The sequence below is a fragment of the Vibrio penaeicida genome (genome assembly GCF_019977755.1).
GTDB lineage: Bacteria > Pseudomonadota > Gammaproteobacteria > Enterobacterales > Vibrionaceae > Vibrio > Vibrio penaeicida.
In genome coordinates, this window is record NZ_AP025145.1 from 1,409,943 (window position 1) to 1,432,810 (window position 22,868).

The window sequence follows — 22,868 nt, forward strand, 5'->3', positions numbered from 1 at the left end:
ATTATCATTATCGTCAATTTGGCGCGATTATACTTGGAGGGATGAACGGGTAAAGAAATGTTACATTTATGAGACGCTGACTATTGTATTACTTTAACTAACTAATAAATATGAATTTTTAGAATGGCATACTTTTTAGAATGATTTTCATGTCGAGCTCAGATTTTGCTTAATTCAACTGCTCGACATGAAAAGTGACTCTCTGATAAAAGCTTAAAGCTCTATCAAAAGCTTGCCTTTGTTCTCGCCAGTAAAGAAAAGATTCATTGCAGACATTGCGCTTTCAAGTCCATTCAATACATGTGTTCTGTACTGAATCTGTCCATTCATGACATACGGTGTTAGCTTTTCTAGCAACTGAGGAACCTGATGAAGGTGATCCGGCATGGCAAAACCTTGTACCGTGATTCGTTTTTTGATTAACGGAATCCAGTTGGGCCCTGCTGAAGGTTCTGAAGCTGTATAGTCAGCGATCATACCGCACACAACAATTCTTCCGTGAGCATTCATTCGGTCAAATATATGGTGCTGAATAGGACCACCTGTATTTTCAAAAAACAGGTCCACACCATCTGGCGTCAATGATTCGAGTTGAGATTTCAAGTCATCTTTCTTGTAATTGATTGCCCCATCAAAGCCTAGTTCATTGACTATCCAATCTGCTTTTTCGTCACTTCCAACCACACCAATTACACGTAAGCCCTCTGCTTTTGCAAGCTGGCCAACGATGGAGCCTACCGAACCTGCAGCACCGGTTACTACTATTGTTTCACCCGACTTGGGTTTACCTATATTAAGTAGCCCTTGAGTGGCAGTTAAACCTGGTAAGGCGAAAACGGAAAGTGCCGTTTCTGCATCGATGTCATTCGACACCTTGTTGATACCCTGACCATTGGTTATTGCGTATTCAGTCCAGCCCATCATTCCCATCACTTTGTCGCCCGCGGCAAACTCTGAGTTTTCAGACGCTACGACTTCGCCAAAACCGCTAGAGCGCATACGAGTGTTCAATGCTACAGGTGGAATGTAGCTTTCCTCATCGGGCATCATCCAACCTATCATGGCAGGATCCATCGACATATGAGTTTGTTTAATAAGGAACTGTCCTTCGGAAAGTGCTGGAGTTTCACTCTCAATAACCTCAAACATGTGAGGCCCAATAGGGTTGCCGTCTGGACGTGCGGTAAGCAAAATTTCTTTATTTAGCGTCATTGTTTTCTCCTTAGATCGTGTAAGCAGTATTGCACAATGATTCATTTACAAATAGGCTGCATAAAGCGAATCACTTTTGCTTTAAAGGCAATAATATGGACAAACTAAAAGCACTATCCTACTTCGTAGAAACGGTAGAAAAAGGGAGTTTCTCAGCAGCAGCAAACCACTACCATGTTCCTGCTTCTTCCATTTCACGACGAATTGCCGATCTCGAAGCCGAGCTAGGCGCACAGTTACTTGTCCGAAGCACGCGATCTATCTCGCTGACAGAAGTAGGCAAGCAATACTACCAGCAAGCCCAGCATATACTTGAACAAGTGCACTTTTCCGATCAACTGGTTAAGCATTATCAAAGTGAACCGACAGGTGTATTGAAAATCAGTGCTATGGTGGGGTTTGGTGAAAGCATTCTTCTTCCTATTCTCGACGACTTTTCTAAGCACTACCCCGAAATTATTCTTGATGTTGTGTTAAGTGATGAAATTTCAAAACTGGAAAAGGATGACGTGGATATCGCCATAAGAGGTGGCTACGCACCAGACGAACGCGTCGTCGCTAAAAAGTTAATGAATAACGATTTCGTTGCTGCCGCTTCTCCAGCCTATATCCAGCAAAATGGTAAGCCTACTTGCACGTCCGATCTCGTTCATCACCAAGGTTTATTTTTTAAAACGCCAGCCGGTCCAACACCTTGGTTAAGTGAAATTGACGGGCAATGGCAAGACGTATCTGGAAAGGTGAAACTGGTAAGTAATAATGGACACTGGTTACTAAACAAAGCCATACAAGATGAAGGTATATTGATGCTGCCTAAATGGGTACTTCAGCCCAGTTTTGAATCCGGCGTATTACAAGAGTTAACCTTCGATCAACCCTTGCAAATAAGCCACGGTAGAGATTTTGCCATATTCCTACTTTATCAAAAACTCGAATACTCAATTCCTAAAATCAAAGCCGCTGTCGATTTCATTTGTGAGCAAGTTAAGCTTCAGTACCCAAATTAGAATTCACAATGACGATTCATCCTTATGGCTTAAACCGCACCATGGGATGTCTGTTGGTAGAACAACTATGACTCGAACTAGATTAACGTCTGGTCGATAGCGCCAGCCCCACGCTCATCCAAAGTCACCTTGGCCACCGCACCATTGATTAAGGTTAAGTTAGGAGGAACATGCCCAATATCCATGTCGTAGATCACTGGAATGCCAAGGTTACCCAAATGCCTTTCTAGTACTTCTAGGTAACTGAGTTCATTCTGATTACTGGCATCTTTGGCACAATTTCGCCCAATTAAGATCCCGTTAACGGAACTAAATACGTGCCTAAACTTCATGTTTAAAATTGCACGAGCAAGTTCAACTGGCGGCATTTCAGCATTTTCTAGATACAACAAAATACCCTTTGGCGCTTTCTTTGCAAAAGCATTGAGATCGAGATATTCAGTATTAAACAAATGATGCAGAGTATCCCAGCACCCACCAAGCAATCGACCTTCTAAACAGTATCCTGATTCGGGCTTTACGAGCCATTTCCATTTGGTATTGATGTTACATTCCAATATAGCTTGTGGGTTCTCAGTAATTGGTGGCCATGTCTTTGTATGCTTTTCGGAAGCGAACTGGGTAAAGCTCTCCCCTTCATTTTGTGAAAGGTGCGTTAAAGTAGTTGAAACCAAAGGATCTGTCGCATTTTGAGTGAGATCCATCAAGTTTGAGCAGTGCACAGTAGCCCAGCCCAACCTAGAAGTAACCACCGATGTGATTGTACTAATATCGGAAAAGCCCAGTATCCATTTAGGTTTCGCGTTAGCGAGTTTTTCGAAATCAAGATATGGAAGCAGCTCCATCGCCAATTCTCCACCCCAAGGTGGCGCAATAGCATCTATCTCATCATCCATTAAAAACTGCATCAGTTCAGAAGCTCTTTCTTCGGCACAAGCACTGACGTGTTTACTCTGCCCTCTTAAGCAATTCCCTTCTATCACTCTAAACTGCAACGAGTTGAAATATTCGAGAACAAATTGATACCGCGATTCATGCGCTTCGCTAATTCCAGAAGAAAATGCCGTTACACCAATCGTGCTTCCGGCGATTAAAGGGGCTGGGTATTTCATACTATTCAGTTTCCTACAAAAGTTAGTCATTCAGCTTCAATTTTTTGAACCCATATGATGGACAGATTTTTACTATGCACTGAGTCTCAATTCATCACAAAAACAAATGAAATGGATTGCATTTAGTGGTCATATAAACACATTAAATCAACACGTTAATGAATGTAAGGATAACTAACAATTATGAAAGGAATGTTAGATAGAAAAGTCGAGCGCGGTCATATTCATTCTTTTCTTAATAGTTCTCCCTCAAATAGCCAGCTATTTTGGATTAATGGTCCTATAGGTTCAGGAAAAACGACTCTACTGAGGTACATTGCAGAGCGTTACGCTAATAATGTTCTATGCCTTAATGGAGAAAACAGGTTATTAAGATGCAATCAAAATGAACAAAATAAAGAATTTCATACCTTATCAACTTTGGTGACCCATATTTCACTAAGTCATCCAATGAAGTTCCACAAGGCATTATCTATTTCAAATGATATACCTGCTCTACCGCCGCTATGGAAAATAGTTTTCAAAGTAACTAGCCTGATACCAGAGATGCAACAAGTTAATGGGCTATTTGATGGCGTAACACGGCAAGGCGAAGAGCTAGAAACTAAACTTAGAAATATTGTGACTCCAAACCTTGTGAAGGAAGCAGTTTATGACCTTATCTTGGATTTCTTTACCGAAAAAATAAAGCAGTCTAGCTTTACTGTTATTATCATTGACGACATTCAATGGATAGACCAAAGATCATTAGAAATACTACTTCCAATTATTAACGAATTATTTAACAAAAATTATGGTATTTATGTTTTTTGTCTAGTCATGATCAATGCCCTTCTATTATAAGAGATAAGTATATAAAGGATTTGGTTTGTGACTATTTCTATAATAGTACTCAAATAATTAGCCTAGACAACTTAACTAAAAGTAAAATGTCTGAGATTTTCGGTGAAGCAAACAAAGAGCTCCCAGTTGATTTAATAGATAAAATACATAGAGAAACTGAAGGTAATTTTGAGAAGTTAGGGAAGATTTTAAGAAAAAGCAAGGAAGAAATTCATGAGATTTACGAAGAATTAGAAACCAAAAGATCAAAAGGAAGCTATTATGATGACTCCTTTCAAAAAATCACCGAACAAAAACCTTATCTAATATATATTTTCTTTATTTTATCATCATTCAAAAATAAGTGCACCACAACGACTTTAAATATCTTGTTAGAATCTTTATCTCTTAGGTTAAATTTTGATTATAATTCAAACCAATTGAAGCTAGATTTAAGTGATTTGGAATCATTATCTGAGTTAAAAATGTCAAACTATTTAATCGAGTGCCATACAGAAAGAAGCGAGCTAGCAATTAGAATGTTAAAGGTTCGTGGTGAATATGAGAAATCTATAATAATTTTATCTCAAATAATTATAGACTACACTATAGAGAATGACAGTGGATTATTAACAGTTGCATTTTCGAATCTAAAGAAAGTAAATCCAAATCTAGTTATTAATGAATTTAGAAAGTTATTATTGAATAAATATGATTACCTATTTCATCGAGAAATAATCGTATCAATTAGTATGTCGGCACTTGAACTTAGTAACGACAAAGTAATAGAGAATTTTTCTCTTTTAACTAAACTAACAACATCCTTGGCAAGGAAAAATGAATTCCTATTAGCTTCTAAATTAGGTCGTAAATTAATAAGATTAAATACAAATAAAAATTTATCGTATAGCTTTTTGTACGACTATATGAAGTCAATGAGAGAGTCTGGACAAATTAAAAACCACAATGAAGTAAAATCTATTTATCAAGTGATGGTAAAAATGTCTACAAATTTATCAGAAAACTTGAAAGCAAAACCCTTTACTGTTCAATTCTTGAGCACTTAGGTAAATATGATTATATTAGAAAAATATATAAGGATATCGATAACAAAACTAAAGACCTAGATTTCAATAACAAAAACGACATTATAATCAATGCAATAGCAGTACGAAATAAAGGATTATCTGAGTTTCATGGTGATATTATCAACACATATCATGACGCATACTCAATGCTAGAAAGTATATCATCAAAGGATAGAGAAATTACGCTGCTAAAAGCAGCATTAGCTAATCACTGTGGGCTTGCCAACTATTATCGAGGAAGTCAGAAAACAGTTATAGATTTTTTTGCCCAATCTCATAGTCATCTGAAAAGTTTGTCTTTGTACCTGGAAACTCCTATAAACAACATCGCTTGTTCTCTTATATTGATGAAAGATTACAATAAAGCTTTGGACTTTATTGAAAGGGCTGAAAAATACATCTGCAAACCTATTTATCAAACACACTCAATTGCAATTAATAAGTCAATTATTTATTGGGAGCTTAATGAGAGAAAACTTGCAATTAATCAAATAGAAAAAGTTATCAATAGTAATAACATTCCTGACCCAATGATACTTGCTACTGCTAATGTAAACTATGGATACTTTCTATTTAAAGAAAACAAGTTTCATGAGGCGGCATTAAAATTTAAGGAGTCAAGAAAATTTAAATATAGATCTCTTCATAATGAGTATAAATTTGTTGAATCAAAACTTGAGAAACTATGTTTGATCAAAGATGGTTTTCTCAGCTCAGAAGACTTAGGTGACGTATCTTTGATCGACTTTAAGGATGTGTTATCAATACCACACAGAAAAATATATAGACCCGATACTAATTCATTGTATGTCGATTAATCTTTTATATAACAATGATTTTAATATACTGCTATTTCGTGATTGCTTTTGTAAATCAGTTTTTAAAGTACTCTTAAGTGAGTGTTCAAATAAATTTATAACTGGTTTGGCATGTATTATATGAATGGATGATTTGATGTTGTTATACTCTAAACTAAGTTTGAAGTATGGGGAATTTCTTTCATAATCGACGATATCTTCGTCAAAAAATATAACATCAAATTTTTTTAATTCAGTGCAGCTAAATAAATCATAATTATCGCTGTAGAATGGTGACCTTACTTCAACTTTATTACCTTTCCACTTTTTTAAACCTTCAACAAGTGAATTGACACATCTTTTGGGTTCAACTGCTACGACTAATACATTTAAGTCATTTAGTTTTTTTGTATTTTTATATATACTGGACAAATAATTAATAGCCGTTGTTGGATGAGATTTTTGTCCATGTCCGGCAGATATCACTGGAACACTAGAACCTTGAATAAGGTCATCAAAGTAAGATTTAGAATTGCAACGTATAGCTATTAGGTCAACATATTGGCTAATATAACCAGTTATACCAGACAGTGGCTCATTGGACATGTTTTTTTCTATTAACTTTTCATACATATCAAAACTCAAATGAGACCCTCCCAATCTTAAAAATGAGGAAACAAACCCAGCTCTAGTTCTTAAGCTATCAGATACAAATAAAGTTGCTAGAATTTTAGAACGTAGTGAATATGCATTTTCATGATAATAATCTTTAATTGTTGCTTCATTTCTACAAATATCCAATAATTCAAAGACTGTAGATTCTATCTGATCTTTAGATATGTCTTTTATACTAACGAAATGATCCATAATTGTTAGTTATCCTTACTTTTTCATTATGGCACTCCTGAGGTTTGATTTTTGTAGTTTCTGTTGGAGTAAAGTGTCGGATACGTGAGTATAGATTTCGGTTGTTGAAATACTGCTGTGCCCCAACAGTTTTTGTACGTATCTCATGTCTACACCGGCCGCTAGAAACTCACACGCAGCACTATGGCGAAACATATGAGGAGTGGCTTTAAGATTGGAATTGGTTTGGTTTGAAATATTTCGAACTAACTTTCTTGTAAATTGTGTTGAAGCTGGTTTTCCACGGCTATTAACCAAGAAGTTGTCGTGCTGAGGTTCAACTACGTGTCTTAATTCAATGTAACGCCTAATTAAGGTGCACAACTCGTTATCTAAAATATAAACAAAGCGTTCTCTAGAGCCCTTACCCATAATCTTAATCTTCTTCTCAGGCAAGCTGACATCGTCTAGTTTTATTCCCGCTAGCTCTCCTACTCTGACCCCTGTCGTAACAAGTAGCTCGACTACAACAAGCGCGGTGAAGTGATTTAAACCTTTCCCATTTTGAATATGTTTATCTATAAATGGCTGTTTTCTATCTTCACCTGTATTTGTCGAAGATCTTGCTTGGTTTAGAATAGATTTCAAATCGGACTTTGCAATGTTTCTGGGGAGATGCTTTGGTAGCTTTAAATTGAGTACAAACTTGTGGAAAGGGCTTGCATCAATGTGTTCTTCAATTTCTAGCCAAGAAAACATCGCCTTAGCGCATGCTAACTTCCTCTTTATCGAAGTTGGTTTAAGTTGATTTTGGGTAAGATAATCAAGAAACTTTGAAATGGAATGCTTATCGATATCCTTCAGCAAAACATTTATGCCAAGGCATTCCATCAATTGACGTAAGTCGATGCGATACGCTTTAATCGTATACGACGATAACCCTCTGATATCCTTGCAGTGTGATAAATATCTTTCGGTTGCTTCAATCAAAGTGTACATGGGCTCTCCAGTTTTATGTTCGTGCTGGTATCGAAAATGCCCTTTTAACAAATCTATCATTACAAATGCAATGATATGTACTCACTTCTACATTAAACAGATTACTTACTATCGAAATCGGAAACGACCAACTTCACAGTATGAAAGATAGGTAATGGGTTGTTATCAGCTTGCTACACCTAGAATTTCAGCATACAAAGCAACAATCAAATCGATATGTATTTGTTCACTTCACAAACCGAATGACTAGTTATATTATTGTTATATAAGAACTTATTACAATAAAACAATACGCCATTCTTAGTTTTCTGTCACATATGGCTACTACTTCCTAACGCGTCAAATAGGAAGATTATGTCACTTTTGGAATTAATCATTTTCATTTATTCCCTATATCAATAAAAACGAAAGCGCTACATTCACGCCGATTTAACATAAATAACACAAGTATAAAAATTACTTAGCTTCAGCTTAATCCGCTAAACATGGAATGTTCTGAAGCCTTTAAGAGGTCCTACATATGAGTGAAACACTATTAGCCTTAATCGCATTCTCGCCCATTGTGGTGGCTGCGATTTTGCTGGTTGGTCTAAATTGGCCAGCAAAGAAAGCCATGCCCGTAGCCTTTGGGTTAACTGTCGTTATTGCCCTTTTGTTCTGGGACATGTCTACCAACCGAGTTCTTGCTTCGATATTCCAAGGGTTAGGGATTACCGTTTCTGTATTGTGGATAGTGTTTGGTGCCATCTTTTTGCTTAACACCTTAAAACATACCGGCGCTATTTCCGTTATCCGAAATGGGTTTACCAACATCTCCCCCGACAGACGAGTACAAGCGATCATCATTGCTTGGTGTTTTGGATCGTTTATTGAGGGCGCATCTGGGTTTGGGACACCTGCTGCCATTGCCGCCCCCCTTATGGTTGCCATTGGCTTTCCAGCGCTAGCCGCTGTCTTGATGGGGATGATGATTCAATCAACTCCGGTTTCATTCGGCGCTGTCGGCACGCCTATTATCGTTGGCGTAAACAAAGGGTTGGATACACACAATATCAGCGAAGCGTTGGCTGCGAATGGTTCGACGTGGGATGCGTACTTACAACAAATTACCTCCAGTGTTTCCCTAATTCATGCGGTTGTCGGCACATTAATGCCTGTATTAATGGCAATGATGTTAACTCGATTCTTCGGAAAAAATCGTAGCTGGACTGAAGGGTTGGATATTCTTCCATTTGCGGTATTTGCTGGTCTCTCTTTTACCGTCCCTTACGCATTAACCGGTGTGTTCCTAGGCGCTGAATTCCCGTCACTGATCGGTGGCTTGGTCGGCTTGTCTATCGTTGTACTCGCAGCAAAAAATGGCTTCCTCATTCCAAAGTCCAAGTGGGATTTTGAAAAAGAAGATAAATGGCAAGCTGAATGGCTTGGTACGCTAAAAATTGATCTAGAAGATAGCAAGAGTAAGCCAATGAGCCTTGCGATTGCGTGGCTTCCGTATGTGTTGCTTGCCGTTATTCTCGTTGCAAGCCGCGTAAGTGTTGATTTGAAAGATATGCTCAAGAGCGTCAGCCTATCATTCGGCAATATTCTTGGCGAAACAGGCATAAGCGCTGCTATTCAGCCTCTTTACCTGCCTGGTGGGATCTTGGTGTTTGTCGCATTACTTGCCACGCTCATTCAGGCTCGCAACGCAACGCCTCTTGTAAAAGCGTTTGGCGAATCAAGTAAAACGTTGATTGGCGCGGGTTTCGTTTTGGTGTTTACCATCCCAATGGTACGGATCTTTATCAACTCAGGTATTAATGGTGCCGACCTTGCGAGTATGCCAGTTACCACCGCAAACTTTGCTGCTGGGCTGGTTGGTGATGCTTTCCCAGCGTTAAGCGCTACAGTTGGTGCTTTAGGTGCGTTCATTGCAGGATCCAACACAGTTTCGAACATGATGTTCAGCCAATTCCAATATGAAGTGGCACAGACGCTTTCTATCTCTAGTGCGGTTGTAGTCGCGCTTCAAGCTGTTGGTGCCGCTGCCGGTAATATGATTGCCATCCACAACGTGGTCGCTGCTTCCGCTACGGTTGGATTGCTCGGTCGTGAAGGTGCGACACTTCGCAAAACAGTTATCCCAACTTTCTACTACCTTGTTGTTACCGGAGTGATTGGCATGGTGGTGATTTACGGTCTCCGAGTTACGGATGCCTTAATGAAATAAGAAATCGTTCTAAAAGTAGATTAATGGGCGCAAAGACGCCCAATATTCGGCGCTAATGCCATTTGTTTTTTAACTCTTAACTTGCTCAACGCCCACGAACCTAAGAGTTAGATATAGAAATCAGGATAGAAATTATGATTATCTCCGCATCGACTGATTATCGCGCTGCAGCAAAAGCAAAACTGCCACCCTTTTTGTTTCATTACATTGATGGCGGCTCTTACAATGAGCATACCTTAAGACATAATACTGATGACCTTTGCGACGTAGCATTACGTCAACGCGTTCTCCGGGATATGTCCGATCTCAGCCTAGACACTGAATTGTTTGGCGAGAAGATGTCACTTCCAATCGGGCTTGCTCCTGTCGGTTTAACAGGCATGTATGCACGCCGTGGTGAGGTTCAAGCCGCTAAGGCCGCTGATAAGAAAGGCATTCCTTTCACCATGTCTACCGTGTCAGTTTGCCCGATTGAAGAAGTCGCTCCAGCCATAGAGCGACCAATGTGGTTCCAGCTATATGTATTGAAAGATCGTGGCTTTATGCAAAATGTACTTGAACGAGCCAAAGCGGCGGGTGTGACGACGTTGGTCTTCACCGTGGACATGCCCGTTCCTGGCGCTCGATACCGCGACATGCATTCTGGAATGAGTGGTCCTAATGCTGCGATGCGCCGAGTATTCCAATCAATGCTTCACCCGAGTTGGTCGCTTGACGTGGGTGTTCTAGGAAAACCACACGATTTGGGTAACATTTCGACCTATCGTGGTGAGCCAACCAAGCTTGAAGATTACATTGGATGGTTAGGCGCTAACTTCGACCCATCAATCAGCTGGAAGGACTTAGAGTGGATCCGAGATTTCTGGGATGGTCCGATGGTTATTAAAGGCATTCTGGATGAAGAGGACGCCAAAGATGCGGTTCGATTTGGTGCGGATGGCATAGTCGTCTCTAACCACGGCGGTCGACAACTAGACGGTGTTTTATCAACGGTTCGTGCTCTCCCTAACATTGCAGATGCCGTAAAAGGAGACTTAAAGATCATGGTCGATTCTGGTATCCGAACGGGATTAGACGTTGTTCGCATGCTGGCACTCGGTGCTGATTTTACACTACTCGGTCGTTCTTTTGTGTATGCGTTGGCGGCACAAGGCGGTGCGGGCGTAGAAAACTTGCTCGATTTGTATGAAAAAGAAATGCGCGTTGCTATGACTTTAACTGGCGCAAAAAGCATCTCCGATATTTCCTCTGACTTATTGGTCGATCTGAATAAGCAGACACTTTAGAACACCACTTAAAATAAAAAGTGCGAGGGATTTAACAAAATTGCTCGCCTTTTTGTTCATTCATCGCCAAAATACGCCCCTCCTGACCATCTAGATTATCAATACTCATGAAAAAATCCCTACTACCATTGGCTCTGCTGGCTATTTCTTGTGCCTCTCAAGCAGAAGAAGGTTACTACTTCGGCCTGGGCTACAACATTTCAACTTCAGATCAAAACGACAGTAAAACAGGGTTAAGTGCAAGCTTCGGGCATACATTTCCGCTTGGAAGCACCTTCATGATGTCTTCAGAGTGGCTCTATACCGATTTAGGCAAACACAATGACTATGAACTTTCCAGTATCGCATGGAACTTAAAACCGTCACTGCCGCTTAGCGAAATAATGCACATCGCAGGTGTTTTTGGCACTAACTACTATTTCCAAGAAAGCAGTACTGATAAAGACAACAAATTTGGTATTTCTTACGGAGCTGAAATTGGATTGCGACTCACGCAAAATATTGCTGTGAATACGGGCTACAAGATCTTTGATGCGAAGTCAGAACTTTCATCAATGTACGCTGAATTCCAGCTAAGATTCTAGGTCACTAGTGCCAAAGATTCATGAACTGAATTGAGTCATTCTGCAATTGAAAATGCCGACTTAACGTCGGCATTCATTATTATTCAACACAGATAATCCACTCCATTAGAGATTCCCTTTCGCATTTTAACCTGCGAGTTTGCTCTCTGCCTTCGCTTCGTATTGCTGATACGTTTCCGTAAATTCTGGTAACACGGACATAAGAGAAACAAACATGAGTAAGGAATAAACAACAGGTAGAAGCACAGACATCACTTTAATTATGGAGCTCGATGGAAATGGAGCGTCACCAAAGCGATTATCGACTGTGTCACCGGGTGCAAGACAAAGAGGGAAATTGAGCACCGGTATCCACGCAATCAATACCAACCACGGGGAAAAGCCGATATCCCTTAACCTTTTTACAATGAAAAGAACATAGAAAAAGAAGGTAATGGGCATAACAAGAAACCCAAACTCACCCAATAAATTGGGCAATAGCAAACAAGCGGTAGCCCAACAGGCAAACTCTGTTCGATTTAACCGGCCTTTAAGCTGATAGAACTGAGGCTTGGTTTCTTTTAGGGGTATATCTGGGGAACGAAGTAACTCTGATTCCGTCATTTTTTATCCTGATTTTAGTTTTTATCTAGCCAACTTTTCTTGTACAGGTATGGGAAATTCGGTTTGAAATATAGAGAAAAAAGTAAATGCGTTTTAACTAATATACTAAAGCCTTTAGCAGTTAAGACTCTCCTAATTTGAGCCTTGAATACGCATAACTATTCAATCTATAAACAAAGAAGCACCCAATGAAGAGTGTTAAAACACCCTGACCGACAAGATTTTTTTTATATACCCAAGTGACCTCAAGATGCAGGGTTCAGAGCCTCATATTCTGTTTCAATTCAAGGAAAAGAACGCTGTGGAATGACGAGTCCTTTCCAAGTTCTTTGACGAGGAAGTGAGGCAGAATATGGGCTCCCAAGGGCGAGTTTAACTGGCTTTCATACTTCGTTATCGATTCTTGATTTAGAACCACTAGATCTTCAAATCGATGCCTTGCCTGAAAGCCAGTTCCCTATTCTTTGGTAGGGAAGCCGCTGAAACAAGCATTTTGAGGTTACTTGGGTATCATGAACAACAATATAACGGCAATTCAAACATAGTCAGGGAAAATCGCATAAACACGCGATACTCTTAACAGTTTTTAAATCTTCTAAGTAGCGCTGCGAGTTCAACTTCATCAAGATGTAAATTCGGATATGCGCGTAACAGACGAGACGGAAGGTTTGAAATGGCGCTCTTTTACTTTTGCGTATTCAGCATCAGTGAAAAACGCTTCTTTTGTCTTCTCATCAGGAAAAATCAAAGTAAATACTCGATTTATTGCCTCAGGTGTTTGCGACTTTAAGACTTCAGAGACCACAAAGTCATAGCCAAATTTGCCTCCGTAACTTTTTAAGATGGGCATCATCGCTTCCCTGTATTGACGGTAACCTTGTTCGTCAGAGACCTCTATTCCAATTAACATTTCAAAAGCCATAATACATTCCTTCTGTTGAGATTTAGACATCCTATCAAGGGTTTATTTATGCGATGTTAACTGGCAATAGACGTTTGATTTTTTCCATCGCCCTCAAAAAAACCGGGTGACAATCTGCTAACGCTTTTCCTTCTAAGTCCTGCCAGAAAAATTGAAAATCGTGTCCGCCGTCGTCTAACGTATGGAATGTCCATCGTTCTGGTTGCGGGTTGACCTCGCAATATACAAAGTGCCAAATATGCCCTCTGTAACCTGACTCCCATCGCCCCAAATATTGAGTCCCCAAAACGTGGCTTAAACCAGATTCTTCCGACAGTTCTCGTATAGCCGCTTGTTCATAGGAGGTATCTTGAGGCTCAACTGTACCTTTAACAATCTGTATCCCAGCAAGGGGATGCTTGAACATTAGCAGCTCCCTTTTCCCTGCTTTTTGCCTAACCACCACTGGGCAAACTTTCAGAACGCGACTTTCCAGTTCGGCTTGTTCATCTAAAATCAATCTGTTAACTCCAGTTGCCAATAGCTCACATCGATCAGTTCACCAAACTTCAATCCAACCTTCTTAAACTCCCCCACTTTTTGAAATCCTAGAGATTGATGCAATGCGATGCTCGCGTCATTTGGTAAACTCACCACACCTAACACGTTACGGATACGGCGCTTTGCGAGAATAGAGATTAAGTGAGAATAGAGAGCTTTCCCGATACCCTTGCCTAATGCGTTAGGTGAAACATAAACCGAAGCCTCAGCTGTATGCCGGTAAGCACTTCGGTTGTTCCATAGCCCTGCATAGGCATACCCGAGCACCTTTTCACCCTCCACCATCACAATCCAAGGTAAAGAATAGCTTTGGATTTTACCGACTCTTTGGTTCATTTCTTCAGTTGTAACTGGCTTTTCTTCAAACGTTGCGGTGCTGTTTACAACAAAGTCATTGTAGATGTTTGTTATCGCCTCAATATCTTGTGAATTTACATATCTGATTTCCATATCCACTCCTTCTTCCCTTTATACCCAAGTAGCCACAAGATACTTGAGTATATAAACACCGATCCTTTATGCAGTAATGTGGATTTAACATATATTCAAATTTTTCGAACAAAATAGTCAATAAAGACGTATTTTTCATTCATAGGTATTTAACCTCAGCTTTGGATGAAAAATAGCATAACTCATTGAATTAACGCAGTTAGCGGATAGCAATTCAAGGCTCTCTACTTCAAAATCAGGAACGAAGTGGAATGACGAGTCCTTTCCAAGTTCTTTGACGGTGAAGTGGGACAGAAGATAAACTCCCAAGGGTGAGTTTGCCTAGTACCTTGAGGTAGCTTGAGTATAAGGTTCGTCTAGTTCATCAAACAAACAATCTTTAGGGTAAGGCAACGCCAAGTCGGGCATTTTGTCTTTGCTAAAATATTGCAGTGCTTTTGTTTCTTCGTCCAACTTTTTACACGGTAACCCAGTAATATGACATCGAAACAGTATAACGGTGTAATCGACTCGGTCTCCATTAGGATAAGTAAAAGAGAACCCTTCGCCACCAAATGTACCTAAGATTTTCATTGCCGAGACCGTATACCCTGTCTCTTCCAATACTTCACGCTTTATCGCTGCGCTTGGCGACTCACCAGGCTCTATCATCCCTGCTGGCAAGCTCCAAGACCCATCTTGTTTCTGTTGAAGCAGTAGGCGTTTGTGCTCATCTAAAATGACAGCTGCGACACTAGGAATCAACAGCGGCTTGTTCCCTATAAGAGATCGAATTTCTTTAATATAATGACTCGCACTCATTGCTTTCCCTTAAAGCTTACCCAATATAAGTAACTGAAATTTTATAGAATAACGGAACATTCATGCCCAACATCAGACCCGCAAAATCAGAAGACATACAGAAAATCGCTGAAATCGAATCCCTATGCTTTCCAGAAAGTGAAGCGGCTTCTCTCAAGAGCTTTACCGAACGATTCCAGGTTTTTCCTGAATGCTTCTTTGTATTAGAAGTTAATGGAGAAATCGCTGGGCACATAAATGGATGTAGATACCACAAAGCCGAATTGCCCGACGAACTTTTTGAAAATGCCAATCTTCACAATCCAAATGGTATGTACCAAACCGTTTTTGGCTTGGCAGTCGCTCCTTCCCACCAGCGTAAAGGCTACGCGTCTATACTCACAAAGCATTTAATAGAGGTTTGTAAACAGCGCAACCTCACTGGCATGGTTCTGACTTGTAAAGAACACCTCATTCCTTTTTACCAAAACCATGGATTTACTTCTCAAGGTCAGTCTGATTCCTCGCATGGTGGTGCACTGTGGTACGACATGACTATTGAGTTTTAACTAGGCGGAAAGGCGTTAGGTCTATCTCTTCAATCTCACACACCGCTTTAATCGTAGGGTGGTGGCTTAATGCTTGAAGGTACGTTGCAAGATGAGGAAATGTCATCGGATTTTTCTCAACTGGCAGCGACCATTCAGCCAGCATAAACAAGAAGTAATCACAAACCGATATGCTATCGCCAATCAGGTATTCGTGCTTCGATAATTGATCATTAATCACCGACAATGCATTCGCTATTTGAACTTCTTGCGCCGCACGTACATGTTTGATTGTGCTTTCATCATTTGTGTGGCGATGCGGGTAATAGTAAACCATAAGCTCTGCTTGCAACGTGTTGTTCAAGTAAGCAAGCCATTGAAGAAAAACAGGGCGGGATTTATCTCCGACCAGCGGAATTAACTGATGTTCTGGATGACTCTCAGCTATGTGCATGCAAATAGCTGGGCTTTCAAAAATCGGTTGTCCATCGTCAATTAGGGTTGGAATTCGCCCAGCAGGGTTTAGCTTTAAATAGTCCGCTGACTTTTGAGAATTGGATTTTTTATCAACCAAAACCAGCTCATAAGTCAATTGCATGTGATGCAGTAAAAAGTGTGGCGCTAAACTGGCATTGTTTGGGTAATAGTAAAGTGTGTACATCGTCATTCCTTTTGAAAGTGTTAAACAGCCGTTTTAACACCATTCACTTCGTCTGGTTCAGGGTTACTCAGAAAACGTCTGACCTTAATCGTATCCTTTCCTTCCATAATGCACTTGGCTATTCGATGCATCCCATCAAATACGCGAAAGTCTTCGGTTAGAATAACGGGATAGGACAAGTCTGCATTCAGGATTCTTTTACAGTGTTCCGCCACATTTCGACAAGTTGGTAACGGACCTTCTAGACTAAACCATGTGACCTCATCAGGACCACATATGTCGCTGATGGCGATTTCTTCAACTGGAAGAGATTCAGCTAAAGCCCATATCCGATCAACATACCAAACTGAACTCACTCCATCATTAATTTCACCGTAGCGCTGTTTGCTCATTCTGAATCCTTTCTCTTATTAGCAACGCTAGAAGGTAATAAGCAAGGAGCTAATCGTCAAACAATCAATAAGAATATGCCCGTACAATCAAATAATTAAATGAAATATTTGGCGAGTTTACAGGGTGCAATAACGAAAAGGTCAGCGGCAATTTAGTTCCATGTAAACCGAAGTAGGGTCATGTTCGTAGTCGCCATATACGTCTCGGCGTTTAAAGCCAAAAGTTTCATACAACTTTATTGCCGCAACTTGTTTATTGCCCGTCTCAAGGCGAATGGTGCGTACTCCACGTGCATTCGATTCAGTGATCAAATGGTCTAATATGCCTTTAGATAGATTTTGCCCACGGAATTTCGGTTTAACATAAATACGTTTGAATTCGCCGTAGGTTTTGTCTGCTTTCTTAAATACAACCGCACCGCAGGCAGCCAGTTCCTCGTGTATGTAAACACCAGCAAAGTAAACATTCTCTGAGTTTAGTGCGCCGAGTGGAAGTAAATCATTGGAATCTTCTGAATAAAGTGAGTTCATTAAATGATCGATTTCTTCAATGATCTCCGGCACACCAATATTATGTGGGTACAGCTGAATAATATCCATATCAAATACTATAGTTCAAAGTAATAATTTGAATATACCATGGCAATTTCAGTTAGTTATTCTTATTTAACTCTTATAAAAGCCAACTAAACTGTCTAAGGAACGGATACACAAGCAAATGACTCTGGCTTAATTTCACCAGTTATAGAAGTGTCGTATTTTAGAAAAGTTTGATCGCACTCGCTGCTTTCCCATGGTAAGCAGCTAGAGAGTGAAATAGTGCAAGTTTGTTCAAAGCAGCCCGCCTCTAAACGGTTTATATGATTTTGCATGTTGTTACCGACTAAACTGGCGATCACGTCTCCCACCGTATTGCTATCCAAATAACAACTGCGTTGATCTTGTCTTAATGGCACTTGAGCGAATTGGAGGACTTGGGATATTTGAGGGGTTGTATTGGCGATATTTCTCACTGCGAGCTGGGAATACACATCGTTGCCATACCACCCTATCACCAACGTTAAAACCAATGCCACCAGTACTTTCATTCCATTGAATCCCTCTGCAATTTGAGGGACTCACTATACCTATAATGGTAACCCGTTATAGGCTCATAATTGAGAAACGCGTCGCGGCTCCGCTTAATTATGCACTGATTTGATTAAGGCAAATCAGTGCCTGAACAATCACCGCTCAACAGAACTCTTTCTTTTATTTGCTTTGTGGAACTTGAAAGCTCGCTCGCGCTTTGTCGACTTCTAGACGCTTCGAACATTCTAAAGCGTGATCATTAATTAACCCCATCGCCTGCATAAAAGCGTAGGCGGTTGTGGGTCCTACAAACTTCCACCCTCGCTTTTTTAGTTCTTTCGATAGAGCGATCGACTCCGAAGACGTGGATGCTGCTTGCGGTTTAAAATCAGCGGACAGTTTTTCTTCATATCGCCACAAAAATGCTGCAAGTGATCCCTCTTCCGCAACCAACTCTTTTGCTCGTTTCGCGTTAGTGATCACCGCTTCAATTTTCCCACGATGCCTTATAATGCCTGCATCTTGTAATAAGCGCTCAACGTCTTTTTCATCAAACTCTGCTACTTTGTAAAAATCGAATTGCGCAAAGGCTGCTCTCAAATTCTCTCTTTTAGACAAAATAGTGCGCCAGCTTAAACCCGATTGAAAACTCTCTAAGCAAAGCTTTTCAAACAACCTTTTGTCGTCAGAAACCGGAAAGCCCCATTCTTTATCGTGATACTCAAAAAAATCCGGCGCTGCACTACACCAACCGCAGCGAGGTAATCCATCTGGTCCCGTTACCGTATCTGCCATACTATTTCCCTTCCAAAAATTGCAAATTTTTATTCCTTTTGTTGCTTCACTATGTGTTGCTCTCAATGCTTAGCGTAATGGTTCACACCAAAGCTATACACCACTTTTAACATAAACAAAGCACTGACAATCTCCATCCAATTTGGAAGTTGAAGAAGTGGCAGTAACAATAGCTCCACACACATAACGGTGGCACCAATAAATGTTTGAGATGAGCTTCCAGCATAGCGATTCACGACCGTGGCGAAACCGATAGTAAATGCCCAGACGATGCCTGCTTCTAGAAGGGGACCTTCCAACAACCAAGCAATAAGCAGGATGTGAACGTGGCTAACAATAAAAACTATCCGCGCTTTGAGTTTGCTCGCATAGTAATTGTTTGTTCCTCGGCTAAAATTAGCAATACAGCCGGCTAGAACATCAGCCACGATGATGAAGCCAACGATAGTCGCAATGAGCCCCCTACCCTCATCAATATTCGGCAAATAGTACGACGTGTAAATTAGCCAAGTTCCCAACGTGGCAAACAAAGCGATACAAACCACTTCAAAGTAAGTTTGCTCCTCTCCCAATACTTCATGTAAAGACGGATGAACCTGAAAACTTGTCATAGAAAACTCCTTCCTAATCTTTCTGCTTTCAGGCTATCAAACCTTGTAATAGCACCAAATTAATACCGTGACACCTCGTATCCCCGAAAGCCAATTTCCAAGCTGCATAGAAACGAAATCTAATAGATAAAACTAACATTCACCGGACTTATATCAATTACAGCAGCGGTATATTCGCTCCAATATAAATAACACTATAAAAATGCGACATGAAATTACTTGCTCCCACCCTCTTGATAACATCATTCATTTTCGCGACTCAGACGCGCTCAGCAGATGCATTAGATTTGTCTAATCATACTGAAGCTCAAAGCGATATTGCAGAGCAAAGCGTTCTAGACAACTTAAGCTATTCCGCGTCAGCTGGATTAATTAAAGCAACCTATCAGAAGCAACTCTATACCTTGTCGCCGTTCAAAGAAGGGCATTTTGGGTTACGAATGTACCGCCAAACATTGGACCCACAATACAAATATGCCATTTGGAGCGACCTCGCGCGCGTAGCAAGTAAACTCAATCGCTTTAGTGAAGAAGTACATACGCCAGAGCAAATCCATGAATACTCTATTCAGAGACTTTCTCGTTACCTCGACGATCGCGATGAACGCAGTTTACGCAGGTTTAACGCCACCAAGATGATGCCAGAATATATGTACCTAGGTGTGGGTCTTCTAGGTTCTATGGCACGGGCAAACGAGTATGGGCTGCAACACAAAGCAGACGCCAAGCTTAGATCCGTTATTCGCCGTTTTGATTTTAAAAAATACGCGACCAATTCGACCATGATCGAAGCGTGGGCAGCACAACTTGCGAATCAAGTGTATTGGCTTCGCCAGTTGGGGGAACAGGACGTTGTCACAGAATTCATTGAGAGCTTCCGTGCCACCTATCCAGATGAAAAGGATACCGAACTCACTCGGCAGCAATTTGGCAACAAGCTTTATGGAATGACCCATATTATCCTTGCAGACTCAGGCTATTACCAATATCCAGTTTCGGAAAAAGAACATCAGTGGATCTACGATTACTTTAGAAGCAATATCTCGCTTATTCTTGAAAGAGCAAAAGAGGATGTGATAGCCGAAGTGGGGATTTCATTCTTGCTCGCGGGTTTGGACAATGATCCCGTTGTTGAAAAGACAAGGAAAGCCATCAAAGCTTCCATCAATCTGGAAGCCGGATTGGTTCCATCGGTTTCAGGTAGTGTCTCACTTTCTGGTGGTGAACATCGAAATGTACTAGCCATTATGTTGCTAGACTGGAAAGGCACTAACGCTGCCCCCAAATATCAGAAACACGGTTCGGTTTTCTCTTCACTTCCCTATGGGCTTGAACCGAAAGATATTGAATCGAGAAGCCTAGCTAAGACACCTCATTAGCCTGAATTTAGGGTCTTCAGACCCTAATCTTTTGAAACGCCATCTAGCCTTTTACCCATACTCACTGACTCATCCACCGCATAACCCAAGTGTTTGTAAAAGGCGATCACCTTCTCATTGGTGCTTCTAATTTGGAGGTTAATTTTAGGGCAACCTTTCGCTAAAAGCTTTTCTTCCAGTGCATCCATTAGCGCTTTTCCTGCCCCACTGCCCTGAAAACTTGGATCCACGGCTAAATAGTTTGCCCAGCCTCGATGCCCTTCATACCCGCCCATAACACTTGCCGTGATTTGACCGCCTTGCTCTAGCACCAAAAATAACTCGCGGTCATGAGCAACTTTTATGTCTATGTCTTTACTGGGATCGTTCCACGGTACAACCAATCCACAGGCATTCCATAATTCGATGACTCTCGATTTATCTGAGTCCTTAAATGTCCGTATTTTCATATTCGTCCTTTATTCAGCTAATAATGCTATTTATATATTCGATTCTTGATTTAGAAACACTCGTTCTCCAAATCGATGCCTTACCTAAAAGCCAGTTAACTCTTCTTTGGTAGAGAAGTCGCTGAACCTAGCATCTTGAGGTTAATTGGGTATTGTATCTCAAGGTACAAAAATAAAAGGGCTGAGAAAACACAGCCCTTTAAAAATCAACAAATTGAGTATTTAAGTACCCTTTGTCCCTCTGGCTCTACTAAAGCAATATAAAGAGACCCGCTAAACACGCACTCATTAGGTTTGCCAACGTACCAGCCAATACCGCTTTAAAGCCCAAATTCGCCACTTCAGAACGTCTCTCTGGCGCAATAACACCAATAGAGCCCAGCTGAATGGCAATTGACCCAATATTCGCAAAGCCACACAATGCAAAAGTAACAATCACTTGAGTGTGCTCTGAAAGCGCACCTTTGTTTGCTACAAAGTCGATAAAGGCGACAAATTCATTCATGACCACCTTTTGACCAATGTATGAACCCGCAGCAAGTACTTCACTTCCCGGAACACCAATTACCCATGCTAATGGCGCAAAGATATAGCCAAAGATAGCTTGGAGAGTAATGCCTCCAAAGCCGACCGAATCTCCTAGCGATTCCAATCCTGTGTTCACCATTGCAATCACACTAACAAAAGCGATAAGCATGGTTCCAACCGCAACAGCGACTTTCATTCCATTCATTGCGCCACTCGCCAATGCATCAATCACATTACTTTGCTCAGCTTTGTCCATTTCTACATCAAGATTCTGCGCAGGTGTTCCTTGCTCTGGCACCAAGATCTTTGCCATCAGTAAGCTGCCCGGTGCCGCCATGAAACTCGCAGCGATCAGGTATTTCAATTCCACACCCAACCCTGCATAGCCTCCTAAAACACTGCCCGCAACAGAAGCCATACCACCCGCCATTACGGCGAACAATTCTGATCGTGTCATCTTGGAAAGAAACGGACGGACTAGGAGTGGAGATTCCCCTTGAGACAAGAAGATATTACCAGTCGCAACGAGGGATTCTGCTTTGCTCGTTCCAAGAAACTTTTGGATCCCGCCACCTATAAATTCGATGACTTTTTGCATAATGCCAAGGTAATACAGCGCCGAGATTAGCGCACTGAAGAAAATGATGATCGGCAGAACTCGAACCGCAAATATGAATCCGGTGTTGGCAAGATCACCGAACAGAAAGGCGATCCCTTCATCGGTAAAACCGAGCAAACTCGACACTCCACTACTCAAAGTGGTTAAGGCTGCTTGCCCCCATGGGAAATAAAGCACTAACGCAGCAAACCCAACCTGAAGCATCAAAGCACGCGACACGGTTTTCCAGTTTATGGCTTTACGATTTTCAGAAAAAAGAAACGCACAAAGTAACAGGGTAAAGACACCCAAAAGGCTAAATAGAATCGTCATCAGATTTCCTGTTATCGGCAGCAAAAAGTGGAAGCATTAAATTGCAGAGCGGAATACAGAAAACAAGTTTGACTGGGCATGGTATGAAACCAACCCACGGGAGAATAGGACATAAAAGTCATTGAATGTTCACCTTTACAAGCAGTTAAAAATAGCTGGTCCGGTCCTTGGGGTCATTCACATGCCCTATCGAGCACTCCTTGTGACGGCTTGTATTGGTTATTTATGATTCATCGCTTTGAA

The 22,868-nt window shown here is 40.9% G+C and carries 26 protein-coding genes; 9 read left to right on the top strand and 17 right to left on the bottom strand.

Features of this window, described 5'->3' with window-relative positions; all coding sequences use genetic code 11:
* Positions 1 to 213: 213 nt before the first annotated feature.
* Positions 214 to 1,212: an NADP-dependent oxidoreductase gene (locus tag LDO37_RS24595; protein ID WP_126607972.1), complete on the bottom strand. Its 999-nt coding sequence runs from the start codon at positions 1,210 to 1,212 to the stop codon at positions 214 to 216.
* Positions 1,213 to 1,307: 95 nt separating this feature from the next.
* On the opposite strand from LDO37_RS24595, the gene LDO37_RS24600 reads away from it, so the two are divergent.
* Positions 1,308 to 2,219: a LysR family transcriptional regulator gene (locus tag LDO37_RS24600; protein ID WP_126607971.1), complete on the top strand. Its 912-nt coding sequence runs from the start codon at positions 1,308 to 1,310 to the stop codon at positions 2,217 to 2,219.
* Positions 2,220 to 2,296: 77 nt separating this feature from the next.
* On the opposite strand, the gene LDO37_RS24605 is transcribed toward LDO37_RS24600, so the two are convergent.
* The gene (locus LDO37_RS24605; protein WP_126607970.1) at positions 2,297 to 3,331 is read right to left on the bottom strand and encodes a S66 family peptidase; all 1,035 of its coding nucleotides are present in this window, start codon (positions 3,329 to 3,331) and stop codon (positions 2,297 to 2,299) included.
* 183 nt (positions 3,332 to 3,514) lie between these two features.
* Here LDO37_RS24605 and LDO37_RS24610 point away from each other — a divergent pair, with 183 nt between their 5' ends.
* From LDO37_RS24610 to LDO37_RS24620, 3 genes are all read left to right on the top strand, one after another.
* Positions 3,515 to 4,174, top strand: coding sequence for an AAA family ATPase (locus tag LDO37_RS24610; protein WP_224056064.1), 660 nt, complete (start codon positions 3,515 to 3,517; stop codon positions 4,172 to 4,174).
* The gene (locus tag LDO37_RS24615; protein ID WP_224056065.1) at positions 4,141 to 5,220 is read left to right on the top strand and encodes a hypothetical protein; all 1,080 of its coding nucleotides are present in this window, start codon (positions 4,141 to 4,143) and stop codon (positions 5,218 to 5,220) included. Before LDO37_RS24610 ends, LDO37_RS24615 begins: the two co-directional genes overlap by 34 nt.
* A gap of 167 nt (positions 5,221 to 5,387) precedes the next feature.
* Positions 5,388 to 6,059, top strand: coding sequence for a hypothetical protein (locus LDO37_RS24620; protein WP_224056066.1), 672 nt, complete (start codon positions 5,388 to 5,390; stop codon positions 6,057 to 6,059).
* On the opposite strand, the gene LDO37_RS24625 is transcribed toward LDO37_RS24620, so the two are convergent.
* Together LDO37_RS24625 and LDO37_RS24630 are read right to left on the bottom strand one after the other, a co-directional pair.
* Positions 6,042 to 6,905, bottom strand: coding sequence for a hypothetical protein (locus LDO37_RS24625; protein WP_224056067.1), 864 nt, complete (start codon positions 6,903 to 6,905; stop codon positions 6,042 to 6,044). The genes LDO37_RS24620 and LDO37_RS24625 overlap by 18 nt on opposite strands.
* 15 nt (positions 6,906 to 6,920) lie before the next feature.
* The gene (locus tag LDO37_RS24630) at positions 6,921 to 7,883 is read right to left on the bottom strand and encodes a tyrosine-type recombinase/integrase (protein WP_126609521.1); all 963 of its coding nucleotides are present in this window, start codon (positions 7,881 to 7,883) and stop codon (positions 6,921 to 6,923) included.
* A gap of 520 nt (positions 7,884 to 8,403) precedes the next feature.
* Between LDO37_RS24630 and LDO37_RS24635 the strand changes: the two genes are divergently transcribed.
* The 3 genes from LDO37_RS24635 (at position 8,404) to LDO37_RS24645 (ending at position 11,965) form a co-directional block, all read left to right on the top strand.
* The gene (locus LDO37_RS24635; RefSeq protein WP_126609138.1) at positions 8,404 to 10,095 is read left to right on the top strand and encodes an L-lactate permease; all 1,692 of its coding nucleotides are present in this window, start codon (positions 8,404 to 8,406) and stop codon (positions 10,093 to 10,095) included.
* A gap of 134 nt (positions 10,096 to 10,229) precedes the next feature.
* Complete coding sequence (gene lldD / locus LDO37_RS24640) at positions 10,230 to 11,381, top strand: FMN-dependent L-lactate dehydrogenase LldD (protein WP_126609139.1); 1,152 nt, start codon at positions 10,230 to 10,232, stop codon at positions 11,379 to 11,381.
* A gap of 107 nt (positions 11,382 to 11,488) precedes the next feature.
* On the top strand, positions 11,489 to 11,965 hold the full coding sequence (locus LDO37_RS24645; RefSeq protein ID WP_126609140.1) for an outer membrane beta-barrel protein: 477 nt from the start codon (positions 11,489 to 11,491) through the stop codon (positions 11,963 to 11,965).
* Between the two features lie 126 nt (positions 11,966 to 12,091).
* Here the strand turns inward: LDO37_RS24645 and LDO37_RS24650 are convergent, their stop codons facing one another.
* The 5 genes from LDO37_RS24650 to LDO37_RS24670 all read right to left on the bottom strand — a co-directional run bounded on the left by LDO37_RS24650 (position 12,092) and on the right by LDO37_RS24670 (position 15,281).
* Entirely contained in the window at positions 12,092 to 12,568 is a 477-nt protein-coding gene (locus LDO37_RS24650) for a DUF805 domain-containing protein (RefSeq protein WP_126609141.1), read from the bottom strand.
* A gap of 622 nt (positions 12,569 to 13,190) precedes the next feature.
* Entirely contained in the window at positions 13,191 to 13,490 is a 300-nt protein-coding gene (locus tag LDO37_RS24655; RefSeq protein ID WP_126609142.1) for a DUF1330 domain-containing protein, read from the bottom strand.
* 46 nt (positions 13,491 to 13,536) lie between these two features.
* A complete protein-coding gene (locus LDO37_RS24660) occupies positions 13,537 to 13,935 on the bottom strand; it encodes an NUDIX hydrolase (protein ID WP_224056086.1) in 399 nt (132 codons plus the stop codon).
* Positions 13,936 to 13,985: 50 nt separating this feature from the next.
* Positions 13,986 to 14,480, bottom strand: a complete 495-nt coding sequence (locus LDO37_RS24665; RefSeq protein ID WP_126609143.1) for a GNAT family N-acetyltransferase — start codon at positions 14,478 to 14,480, stop codon at positions 13,986 to 13,988.
* 321 nt (positions 14,481 to 14,801) lie between these two features.
* Entirely contained in the window at positions 14,802 to 15,281 is a 480-nt protein-coding gene (locus tag LDO37_RS24670; protein WP_126609144.1) for an NUDIX domain-containing protein, read from the bottom strand.
* Between the two features lie 62 nt (positions 15,282 to 15,343).
* Between LDO37_RS24670 and LDO37_RS24675 the strand changes: the two genes are divergently transcribed.
* The gene (locus LDO37_RS24675) at positions 15,344 to 15,829 is read left to right on the top strand and encodes a GNAT family N-acetyltransferase (protein ID WP_126609145.1); all 486 of its coding nucleotides are present in this window, start codon (positions 15,344 to 15,346) and stop codon (positions 15,827 to 15,829) included.
* On the opposite strand, the gene LDO37_RS24680 is transcribed toward LDO37_RS24675, so the two are convergent.
* From LDO37_RS24680 to LDO37_RS24705, 6 genes are all read right to left on the bottom strand, one after another.
* Positions 15,816 to 16,469 (bottom strand): glutathione S-transferase family protein, encoded by a 654-nt coding sequence (locus tag LDO37_RS24680; protein WP_126609146.1) that lies wholly within the window; start codon positions 16,467 to 16,469, stop codon positions 15,816 to 15,818. The genes LDO37_RS24675 and LDO37_RS24680 overlap by 14 nt on opposite strands.
* A 20-nt stretch (positions 16,470 to 16,489) precedes the next feature.
* Positions 16,490 to 16,861 (bottom strand): chromosome partitioning protein ParB, encoded by a 372-nt coding sequence (locus LDO37_RS24685; RefSeq protein ID WP_101111026.1) that lies wholly within the window; start codon positions 16,859 to 16,861, stop codon positions 16,490 to 16,492.
* 141 nt (positions 16,862 to 17,002) lie between these two features.
* Positions 17,003 to 17,461, bottom strand: a complete 459-nt coding sequence (locus tag LDO37_RS24690; protein WP_126609147.1) for a GNAT family N-acetyltransferase — start codon at positions 17,459 to 17,461, stop codon at positions 17,003 to 17,005.
* A gap of 95 nt (positions 17,462 to 17,556) precedes the next feature.
* Positions 17,557 to 17,949, bottom strand: coding sequence for a hypothetical protein (locus LDO37_RS24695; RefSeq protein ID WP_126609148.1), 393 nt, complete (start codon positions 17,947 to 17,949; stop codon positions 17,557 to 17,559).
* A gap of 163 nt (positions 17,950 to 18,112) precedes the next feature.
* Positions 18,113 to 18,727, bottom strand: coding sequence for a DNA-3-methyladenine glycosylase I (locus tag LDO37_RS24700; protein ID WP_224055484.1), 615 nt, complete (start codon positions 18,725 to 18,727; stop codon positions 18,113 to 18,115).
* A 62-nt stretch (positions 18,728 to 18,789) separates the two neighbouring features.
* Positions 18,790 to 19,338 carry a hypothetical protein gene (locus LDO37_RS24705; RefSeq protein ID WP_126609150.1) on the bottom strand — a complete coding sequence of 183 codons (549 nt, stop codon included), beginning with the start codon at positions 19,336 to 19,338 and terminating at the stop codon, positions 18,790 to 18,792.
* 209 nt (positions 19,339 to 19,547) lie between these two features.
* Between LDO37_RS24705 and LDO37_RS24710 the strand changes: the two genes are divergently transcribed.
* On the top strand, positions 19,548 to 20,717 hold the full coding sequence (locus LDO37_RS24710) for a DUF3541 domain-containing protein (protein ID WP_126609151.1): 1,170 nt from the start codon (positions 19,548 to 19,550) through the stop codon (positions 20,715 to 20,717).
* 23 nt (positions 20,718 to 20,740) lie between these two features.
* Here LDO37_RS24710 and LDO37_RS24715 read toward each other — a convergent pair whose 3' ends face one another.
* A complete protein-coding gene (locus LDO37_RS24715; protein ID WP_126609152.1) occupies positions 20,741 to 21,166 on the bottom strand; it encodes a GNAT family acetyltransferase in 426 nt (141 codons plus the stop codon).
* A 250-nt stretch (positions 21,167 to 21,416) separates the two neighbouring features.
* A complete protein-coding gene (locus tag LDO37_RS24720) occupies positions 21,417 to 22,625 on the bottom strand; it encodes a NupC/NupG family nucleoside CNT transporter (RefSeq protein WP_126609153.1) in 1,209 nt (402 codons plus the stop codon).
* Positions 22,626 to 22,868 lie beyond the last annotated feature (243 nt).